The organism is Ruegeria sp. HKCCD7296, from assembly GCF_013110775.1.
GTDB lineage: Bacteria > Pseudomonadota > Alphaproteobacteria > Rhodobacterales > Rhodobacteraceae > Ruegeria.
On sequence record NZ_WVRF01000032.1, the window covers coordinates 1 to 9,614 of the forward strand.

The window sequence follows — 9,614 nt, forward strand, 5'->3', positions numbered from 1 at the left end:
ATCCAAAGACGCAAATGTTACACCCTGCATCTCAAATGCGTAGAAGAACGGGTAGGGGCATGATCGTATCAAAAAAATGCTTACCTTCGCTGCGCGCTGCATGAACCGTTAAAACGCGGGACAAAGCCACCAATTGGTCAATGACCGCTTTCCAGAAGTGGGCTTCGTTCGCGGGGTAAGCGTATTTGTTGGATCGTTTGAAAGCTGCGGGGGCCTTATCAGCCCATATCCGAAACGCCCGTGAGAAGCCTGTTGAGTCGGTATGGCCTAGTCTTTACGCTTTTCGCGGCGTTGAAGTCCCACGGAAAAACGCCGGATATCCGAAGCGAGCCAACGCCTGCAGTAAGTTGGGACTTGCGTCGTCGCTTCTGAATCTTGGAGCGGTAATCTTTAGCTTAACGATCAGTCGGAGTTGCATATCTGATTGCGTTTTTTGAATTCATTCGGAGTCATCCCGGTCCATCGCTTGAAACTCCTGTGAAAACTGGGTTGGTCCAGAAGCCCAACACTTTCACCAATTTCTTTTATCGAAAGTTGGCTGTTTACAAGCAAAGTCTTCGCTCGCTTCGCCCGACATTTTTCCAGTTCTGCTTTGAAGCTTGTACCATTGGCTCGGAAGGTGCGTTTCAAACGGTCGGGGCTTTGCGAATACAACTCTGCAAACCAGTTCAGGGTGGCAGGTTGCTTGTCGAGATGCAGTTCAAGCAAATCGCGGGTTTGCTGAAGAAAGTCGTCGGCGCCTGTGAAGTTCTCCGGGAGATTCTGGCTTTGCCCACCTCCGGACCGAAGCAACAACCAGTTTGCTGGAAACTCGATGTGCGCCCCCATGCGGTTGGTCCTGCGTACCGAAATTTCCTTTTTCTGCCAATCAGGGATACAATCAGGTTTGCAAACCCAGAATTGTAGTTTCTTGGAGTCCCAGTCGGGATCGCAGACGGATCGAACTAGTCGAACCATAAATCCCAGATAATAGCCGTCGACTTGGCCAGGTGGAGAAGATGGCTTGAATGTGCGTTTTGCAACCAACCTAGCGACATGACCGTTGGTCTCGAGATTGTAGTTCGCCATGGACGAAATCCTGCCGACGTCCACAACAAGCGATATTAAAAGATCACCGAGCGTCGCGCTTTGAGTTTCAAGGATCGACAGGTTGGGCAATGTATTGAGAGCCGCATTAGCACCGACGTCAAACCCTAAATGCGGGTTACTCAATGCCTTCGCGAGATTGTCGATCAGATCGTACCAATGCTGCCCTGCCATGAACGCTTCGCCGCGCTGCACGTCCTTCAGACAGAGGCCGGATGGCTCAAGAAATTTTTCAACTTCAAGGCCATGGCTGAGGGCAAGGGACACAAAAGGTTGCGCCATCGAGCATTCAACAGTTGGGAGTTTCATTTGCCGACCTGAACTATCGCGATCTAATTTTTTATTCGCATTTTCGAGCATTTTTTTGGACAATTCAACCATATTGCTAATGACAGTCTGAGCGCCACACGCAAAGATACAATCGTGCAGAGCAGTGCATTGCCAAGAAGGAAACTCCAAAATGTTCAAAAGATTTATAGTCGCCACTGTTCTTTCAGCGGTCGCAACATATTCATTTGCTCAAGAGGAGAGCTTTCCGATCCTCTTCACCAATGTGCATGTCTTTGACGGGGTGAACGAAGAGCGGATCGAGAATGCCAATGTGCTGGTGGTCGACAACTTGATCGCCGATGTCTCGACCGAACCTCTGGCCGTCGCCAACGCCCAGATCATCGACGGCGGCGGGCGCACGCTGATGCCGGGGATGCATGACCAGCACGTGCATCTTACGGTATTCAATCCGCTCAGCGACGGGTTACGCCAGAACATCACTCCCTTTCACCTTGGCGGCGTCGCCACGATCCGGTCCGAACGCATCCTGATGAACGGATTCACAACCGTGCGCGACCTTGGTGGTCCGGCCAAATCCATCGCCCGCATCATTGACACCGGAATGTTTCCCGGCCCGCGTATCTATTCCTCGGAAGCGTTTATCACTCAGACATCCGGTCATGCCGATTTCCGCAAACTGAACGACCGGCATCCGACACTCTCTGGACAGGGTCCTTCGCATTGGGTCGAGACGGACATGAGCTTTATCGCCGACGGACCTGAGCAAATCCGAATGGCGGTGCGTGAAAACCTGCGTCGCGGGGCAACCCAGATCAAGATCATGGTCAGCGGCGGGGTTACGTCAGAGTTCGATCCGCTGCACTCACTTCAGTATCAGGCTGACGAGATCCAGATGGCGGTCAAGACGGCCGCGCAATGGGGCACCTATGTCACCTGCCATGTGTTCACCGAAGAGGCGATCCGCAACTGCATCGACAATGGCGCCAAGACGATTGAACACATCCCGTTCCTGACCAAGGAGGCTGCCGAGATTATGGTCGAAAAGCAGATCATGTTCGCGACGGCGGTGGCCCCGGTCTACTCGGTGACCACCGAACAAGCGGAAGCCTTTTACACGCCAGCGTCCTTTGTAAAATGGAAAAGCGTGCGCGATGCTGCAGCCAATATGATCGAAGTAATCCAGACGACGCCGGGCATGATCGATCTCTACACACTGGGCACAGACCTTGTGAACAACTGGGATCAGACGCTTGAGCAAGACAAGAAGATGAACGACGAAATCGGGTATCTGCACGAAGCGGGTTTCAGCGCATATGACATTCTGCGCATCGCTACGTCGAACGGCGCCCGCATGAACCAACTGACCGGCTTGAACAACCCGTATCAAGACGGCCCCCTCGGCGTGGTCGAGGAAGGTGCCTATGCAGATCTTCTACTCGTCGATGGCAACCCGCTGGAGGACATCCTTCTGTTGGCCGAGCCGGACGCCAATCTGAAAATCATCATGAAAGACGGCGTGATCTACAAGAATACACTCGATTGAGTGTCGCGCGGGGTGAATTCACCTCGGCACCCCGCGCACCCCGATAGCGGAAGGGAAAGGAAGCCCATGAAATACCTCGGCAAATCTACAATGATGGCGAGCGCAGTCGCTCTCACAACAAGCGCGGCTTTTGCACAGGAGGCCGCAGGTGACATCCCCCCTGTTACACTCTTTAAGAATGTGATGGTTTTTGATGGAGTGAGTGACGGGCTCAAGGACGTCGACGTTCTCGTCGTAGGCAACAAGATTCACAAGATTGACGCTGACATTCCTGAGGGCGGGAAGTGGGAAGTCGATGTGCGCACCGGGGGATCCAAGCGGTTGCCTGATCCAGTCGGCGGCATCGACGGCTACTCCTTCACCGTTCAAACGGAACGCGGCATCGAGACCAAAGAAGTGGATGTGACCGTCATTGACGGAGACGGTCGTACGCTCATGCCCGGGCTTATCGACAGCCATGTGCATGTGAACATGTACAAGAACGGGACTATCCCGGGGCTTCAGGACACCACATGGGAAGAGATTGGCGCACGTGCTGCCGCATTCGCGCAGGAAATGTTGGCGATGGGCTTTACAACGGTTCGCGATATGTGCGGCGCTCATGGTGGGCTTAGAGCGGTTATTGATGAAGGATCACTTCCCGGCCCAAGAATTTATTCCTCCGGCGCATGCCTTAGCCAAACGGGCGGACACGGCGACTGGGGTATCGCTGGTCAGCGCAAGAACGAGAGCAATCTTGAGCGACTGGAGATAACCAGATTGGTGGACGGGCCCGCCGAGGTGCTTCAGGGTGCGAGGAGGAATTTTGCTTTAGGGGCAAACTATCTAAAGATCATGGTCAGCGGTGGCGTGACATCGATCAAGGACCCGATCTATCAGTCTGCTTTCACAAACGAAGAGATTTCTGCTGCAGTAGAGGTTGCAGGCGATATGGACTCATACGTCGCTATGCACGTATTTATGGACAGCGACCTGTCCCGTGCTCTCGATCTTGGTGTCAAAGTGGTAGACCACGGCCTGACTATTACCGAACCGACGATGCAGAAGCTGGTCGAAAAAGAGGCGTTCTTTTCGCCCAACCTGACTGCGCTTGCGCCCGAAGCTCTGGAACACCCGATGCATCAGGACCCGACTTTCCCGCCGACGGCGAAGTTTCTGTGGTTGCGGGAAAACAGCAAGCAGCTCATGGATCTTGTGAAAAAATACAAGCCGAAGATGGTGTTCGATTCCGATTACGTGCTTCTTACGGGTGTCCCTTATCGCCAGTCAATGGATTTTACGAAGGCGTTTGTCGCGCGTGAGTTTGGCAACCTCTGGGCATTGCAGATGATGACCTCGAATGGTGGCGAATTGGCGGCTCTGACCGGACGAGGAAACCCTTACCCTGAAGGCAAGCTTGGTGTGATCGAAGAAGGCGCCTACGCCGACATTCTGATCGTAGACGGGAACCCACTTGAAGACATCTCGGCCATCGGCGCGGTGGATACATGGTTTGATGCGCCGCCGCGCGGACAGGATGTCCCAAGCATTCGAATGATCATGAAGGACGGCGTGATCTACAAGAACACGCTGAACTGACCTCTCCATTACGGCGGGGTCATCGGTCTCTGTCCGCCAACAACTTTTGGAGTCTTAGAAATGAAAACATCCGCGACAGCCATTCTGGTCGCACTCTCAGGTTTCGCAACCCCGGCGTTTGCCGCAGATTGCGATGTTGCACTGCTCAACGGGCGGGTCATGGACCCGGAAAACAATTTCGACGCCGTTCGTAACGTCTGCATCAAGGGCGATAGGATCACGTCGATTACCGAAGATGCAATTTCGGGTGAACGCGAGATCGACGTTGCAGGCCACGTGGTCGCGCCCGGCTTCATCAATACCCACTCGCACTCCTTCGGGGGGTTTGATCAGAAGATGATGGCCCACGACGGGACCACCACGATCCTGGACACGGAAAGCGGTGTGGCCGATGCCGACCTGTTCTATGACAAGTATGAGGGCAACTCCTTTCTCAATTACGGCACCGGGATGGGACATGAAGAGATCCGTCGTGTGGTTATGGACGGCGTACCGGTCGAACTGGCATCCGATCCGACATACATCCTCAAATCGCGCGGGGCGGCCGAGGAAGAAGACGGCCATGCCAGTTGGGCCCTCGATGTCCCATCCAAGGAACAACTCGAAGAAGTCATGACCATGTACGTCAAGGGTCTGCGCGCCGGCGCGATCACCGTTAATACGACGGTCGGCTACATGGGGTACAACACCTTCCCGAAAGAGATCTTCGCACTCCAGAAGCTTGCCAAGGAATATGACCGGTACTTTGGCGCACATACACGGTTCGGGCCGACCGAGAGCCTGCCGCTCTACTACTCGCTGGGTGCAAACGAGGTGATCGCAAATGCCGTGGCCCTGGATGGCGCGCTGATCCTGTCGCACATTCAGAATCAGGGCTGGGAAGAGATTTACGAACTCGCCCGCCGCCTGCAGCAGCGCGACATGGACATCTTCGCCGAGTACTATCCGGCGATCACCGGAAATCCCAACATCGCAACCCCACAACTGCTGCCCGACAAGATCGAGTCGAACAATATCGTTCCGACGCGGGATATCTTCGATACCTCCACCGGGGAGCTCTATGAAACGGACGAAGAATTCTTCCGTCAACAGGCAGAGGACCCGTCCAAGCCAATCTTCATCACTGTGCGCCCGGAAGCCGATCTGAAGCGCTGGATCCACATGAAGGACATTGCGATCGCCAATGATATCGTCGGCTATCTCGTCGATGGCGAACCGCTGCCAGTTGAGGCCGATTTCAGAGAGTACGGCGGCCACCCGCGCAATGCCGGCACTTATGGCATCGTGTTCCGCGAAGCCCGCGAGCAGGGTATCCCGCTCATGGAGATCGTCAACAACGCCTCTTACATCCCCGCCAAGTACTTCTCCCGCGTCGGTCTTCAGGCGATGCAAGAGCGCGGCCGGATGCAGGAAGGCATGATCGCAGATATCACAATTTTCAACCCCGAGACGATCACTGAGACATCATCGATGAAAAAGGGCATGAACGGATCATTCACCAAGGGGATTCCCTACGTTCTGGTGAGCGGTCAGATCATCATCGACGGCGGCGTTGCAAACACCGATCTGCGGCCCGGAAAGCCGATCCGGTACGCGCGCATCACAGACGGTGAAATCGAGCTCGATCTGGGCGACAAGGCATTCTCGTGGCATGCGGATATCGAAACGCCAGAGGATGAACACTCGGAGTTCCCTGATCGGCCGGCAGCGCTCGAAACCACGATACCCGGGAGCCCGGAGCAATGAGGGCTTTCCGGTCGGTCCTCGCCTCCTTTGTCTTCTCAGCCTGTTGGCAGGCCGCAGTTGCCGAACCTTTGGTAACTGACTGGCCCGATCTCGTTGATGAGGCGGCTCAGAACTTCGAGGATCCCTTCCGTGATCTGACCTTCGATCAGCTTGTCGCACTGCGCACCTTTGTGAATGCTCAGGAGAGCCTGACATCCGGAGACACTGCGGAAGATGACCGATCGCAACTGGAAGCTCAGCTCGCCGACGTCGAGGCGGAGCTGAAAGCCGAGGGGATTGATGCCAATTGGCTTATTTCGCAAAGGTGGGTTGTTGCGGATCGGAGAAAGCTGGCAGGAGAAGCCGGAAATCCGGCGAAAGACGGGGAAATCATCAAGCTGGGTGGATTTGTCATTCCGGCACCCGCCGCCGAGGACGGCACGCCTGTGGGCTATCTGGTTCCAGAGCGGGGAATGTGCAGCCACGTACCACCACCACCGCCAAACCAGATGGTTCGCTTGCGTCTGACCAATGGCTGGAAGTCGACCGAGATGTATGAACCAATTGTTGTGACGGGACAGTTGCAAATCCAGCCGTCGGATGAGCGGATGTTGGTAGTCGACGGTTTCGTTTCAATGCGTGCCACCTTCGAAATGGATGTTACTGACGTTCAAACGTTCAGTAAAAATGACGTCCGCCAGTCAGTGGGCACTACCGATCCATCAGCCGCCACCAAGGCTTGGGCGGAAGGTCTCGCCGAAAAGCTCAAGCAAAACCGTCAATCTCAAACAGAGAACCAATAACCTCGTCAGGCTCTTCATCGAAAGGACGTACGATGAAACATCTTATCCTAGGGGCTCTTATGGCGGGATACGCCACATTGGCAACTGCAGAAGATACCCAAAACATGCGCACGTTTTTGTTCATTGGCACGTCCAACAGTGCCGCGTGGGAAATGCAGATTGCAAATCCAGGCGATCGTGCAGCTAGCGTCAAAGGTGGAATTGAGGCGCTTGGCGGGGAGCTTCTCAGTTACTATTGGGGGCTCGGAAACGGGAAAAACTATATCACTGTTTTGCTACCTGACGATCCCACCTTCATTCAGGCGTTTTACGTCAGCCGTCTTGGGGATGGACTGCTGGACGACTACCAGATGATCGAATTGATGAGCAGCGCGGACATGGCCGAAGCGTTGTCCCGCGTGCCCGAGATCAAGGCGCAGGATGATTTGAAGTAGTGTCAGTCGTATCAGGAACAAAACCATGCGCTCAAACCTCAATGTAACAGTTGCAATGGCGCGGTTGAAACAGACCATGAGCGTTTGCGCAGGAGTGGCGGCCATCGCATCCGGGGCGGCAGCCCAAGAGAACAGCACGGTACGGCAACTGGAGGCGGCAGCCACCGCATCGCTCGGGGGGCCAGCGTCGGCTCAGGCGCAATTGGAGCAGGACAGGCTCCGGCGTCTCGAGAATTCCAGATTGCCGGGGCTGGATCGGTTTTTCGATCCCTTCGAACAGTCGCGCGAGGCTTTTGCCAAACGCACTGGGTTGAATTTGTCCTTCGACTACCAAGCGCTGTACCAGAAGTCTTCAGACAGCCTGAGTGGCACCGACGAGGCGGCATCCGGGCAGGCGCGGATCATTGGCAACTGGGCACTCTTTAATCGTGGCAGTGAAAATGCGGGTAGCTTTGTCTTCATCCTCGAAAACCGTCATCGGCTAGGAACGGATATCGCGCCGGGCGGTCTCGCGGGCGAAATCGGATATCTCGGTGTCACGGCAACGACCTTCAGCGACACAGATTCAACGCTGTCGGTTGCTTATTGGTCGCAGGCGCTGTCCGGCATCGACGGAGGCTTCGTTGCAGGTCGCATCGACCCCGGCGACTATTCCGATATCCTTGGCTATGTGAATCCCCGCACGACCTTTTCGAATTTTTCAATTCTGTTCAGTCCAGTCCTTCCCATTCCCGATCCCGGCTTTGGCATTGCTGGCGGTGGTTACTTTACAGATCAGATCTACGCACTTGGCGTGGTCAGCGATGCCAATGGATCATTGACGGATATAGACTGGTTTCCCGGCGGTTCGGAGTTCTTCACCTACGGAGAGATCGGCTGGACGCCTGCAAGAGACCAACGGTACCTCACCAATGTTCACCTCGGTGTATTCCATGTGGATGACAGAGAAGACGCCGGCGTGCCCAGCAGTCACGGAGCGATGCTGTCGGGCAATGTGACCCTTGACGAAAGCGTTATGCTGTTCGGCCGCCTTGGCTGGTCCGACGGCGAGGCCCCGATTGCCAGACGTGCGGTCAACGCCGGGGTCATGTGGCGCCCCGGGTTCTATGACGACTTGTTCGGGTTTGGCGTGACGGTCGCCGACCCAACCGATCAAAGCCTTGACACGCAAACCACCGTCGAAGCGTTTTACCGGCTGGATATCTCCGACAACCTCGCGCTCACGGCAGATGTCCAATATTTGAACAATCCCGGCTTCTCCGATGATGATCCTCTGGTGTTCGGGCTGAGGTTGAGATTCAACTTATGAGACAGAAAAAAACCGAAACTTCTGTCTAGCACTTAGTATTCTGAGAGCCGGCCTCCGCTGATTAACCGGCCCGTCAATTCGATGTAGAATTACAGGCTAATGATGATTGGATGGCTTCTCTGGCAAAGTTGAAAACTTCGTTTTCGAGAAGCTTGTCACAGTTTTAGCCAGACAGGTTCGCGTTGAAAGCCGGATGTAGCGTAGCTTCCTTTCGAAACCCGGCGCTTAAAACCACAATCGTAGCTCGAGCTCAGTGAAAGAGAGGATAAAGCAGACGTTCGCAACCTATCCTCCAACGGCAAGTTTGGGCTCTATGCCGCCGTACTCTGCGGTTTGCATGATTGGCTGGTCGCAGCCCAAAGCGGACCTTCCAATCCAAGCATGATGACTTCCGAGATGCGGACTTTGCGGCCATCCGATTTTTTCTCCAAAGGGCCGCAGGCAGCCCAAAACGGACATTCAAATCCGCGCTTTGCAGTTCCGGCTTGCGGGACGAAGCTGTCATGCGCTGTTTCTAAGATAGGCTTGGCTCGAGGCAGAGACTGCCTTGGTGCCTTTCCAGAAACTAAGTAGGTTGGTGGAAAGGAGTGTGCCATGTTGTGCCTGATAGGCGAAGTCGAAGTTTGGCGGGTTTTAGAAAGTGAAGGGCCATTGATGCCCTATACTCAGTTTTTCCCGAACCTCACAAAAGAGATGCTCAAGCAATATGGGGACAGGTTGTTTCCGGGCGGACTGCATCAAGACCCCGATACCGGCGAGGATTGGATACGGATGCCAATACAGGCATTCCGGTGTTGTCACGTTAACTTCCGACCCACCAAGGAATGCTGATGCCCGGACTTCAA

At 54.8% G+C, this 9,614-nt stretch carries 7 protein-coding genes; 6 read left to right on the forward strand and 1 reads right to left on the reverse strand.

The features are described 5' to 3' along the window. Positions 1-402: 402 nt before the first annotated feature. Complete coding sequence (locus tag GS632_RS21840) at positions 403-1,467, reverse strand: AraC family transcriptional regulator (RefSeq protein ID WP_171722458.1); 1,065 nt, start codon at positions 1,465-1,467, stop codon at positions 403-405. Positions 1,468-1,546: 79 nt separating this feature from the next. Here GS632_RS21840 and GS632_RS21845 point away from each other — a divergent pair, with 79 nt between their 5' ends. From GS632_RS21845 to GS632_RS21870, 6 genes are all read left to right on the forward strand, one after another. Beyond that, positions 1,547-2,920 carry an amidohydrolase family protein gene (locus GS632_RS21845; protein WP_170482498.1) on the forward strand — a complete coding sequence of 458 codons (1,374 nt, stop codon included), beginning with the start codon at positions 1,547-1,549 and terminating at the stop codon, positions 2,918-2,920. 66 nt (positions 2,921-2,986) lie between these two features. Beyond that, the gene (locus tag GS632_RS21850) at positions 2,987-4,498 is read left to right on the forward strand and encodes an amidohydrolase family protein (RefSeq protein WP_170542485.1); all 1,512 of its coding nucleotides are present in this window, start codon (positions 2,987-2,989) and stop codon (positions 4,496-4,498) included. Between the two features lie 60 nt (positions 4,499-4,558). Further along, positions 4,559-6,244: a hypothetical protein gene (locus GS632_RS21855; protein WP_171722459.1), complete on the forward strand. Its 1,686-nt coding sequence runs from the start codon at positions 4,559-4,561 to the stop codon at positions 6,242-6,244. Beyond that, positions 6,241-7,026 carry a DUF3299 domain-containing protein gene (locus GS632_RS21860; RefSeq protein WP_170482507.1) on the forward strand — a complete coding sequence of 262 codons (786 nt, stop codon included), beginning with the start codon at positions 6,241-6,243 and terminating at the stop codon, positions 7,024-7,026. Before GS632_RS21855 ends, GS632_RS21860 begins: the two co-directional genes overlap by 4 nt. A gap of 32 nt (positions 7,027-7,058) precedes the next feature. Next, on the forward strand, positions 7,059-7,460 hold the full coding sequence (locus tag GS632_RS21865) for a hypothetical protein (RefSeq protein ID WP_170482510.1): 402 nt from the start codon (positions 7,059-7,061) through the stop codon (positions 7,458-7,460). A 25-nt stretch (positions 7,461-7,485) separates the two neighbouring features. Continuing rightward, entirely contained in the window at positions 7,486-8,769 is a 1,284-nt protein-coding gene (locus tag GS632_RS21870; protein ID WP_171728259.1) for a carbohydrate porin, read from the forward strand. Positions 8,770-9,614: the final 845 nt, after the last annotated feature.

What these genes read in the sequence shown, in the direction of transcription:
- GS632_RS21860 (WP_170482507.1), top strand. Translation starts at nt 6,241, where the DNA reads ATGAGGGCTTTCCGGTCGGTCCTCGCCTCCTTTGTCTTCTCAGCCTGT.
- GS632_RS21855 (WP_171722459.1), top strand. Translation starts at nt 4,559, where the DNA reads ATGAAAACATCCGCGACAGCCATTCTGGTCGCACTCTCAGGTTTCGCA.
- GS632_RS21870 (WP_171728259.1), top strand. Translation starts at nt 7,486, where the DNA reads ATGCGCTCAAACCTCAATGTAACAGTTGCAATGGCGCGGTTGAAACAG.
- GS632_RS21845 (WP_170482498.1), top strand. Translation starts at nt 1,547, where the DNA reads ATGTTCAAAAGATTTATAGTCGCCACTGTTCTTTCAGCGGTCGCAACA.
- GS632_RS21865 (WP_170482510.1), top strand. Translation starts at nt 7,059, where the DNA reads ATGAAACATCTTATCCTAGGGGCTCTTATGGCGGGATACGCCACATTG.
- GS632_RS21850 (WP_170542485.1), top strand. Translation starts at nt 2,987, where the DNA reads ATGAAATACCTCGGCAAATCTACAATGATGGCGAGCGCAGTCGCTCTC.
- GS632_RS21840 (WP_171722458.1), bottom strand. Translation starts at nt 1,467, where the DNA reads ATGGTTGAATTGTCCAAAAAAATGCTCGAAAATGCGAATAAAAAATTA.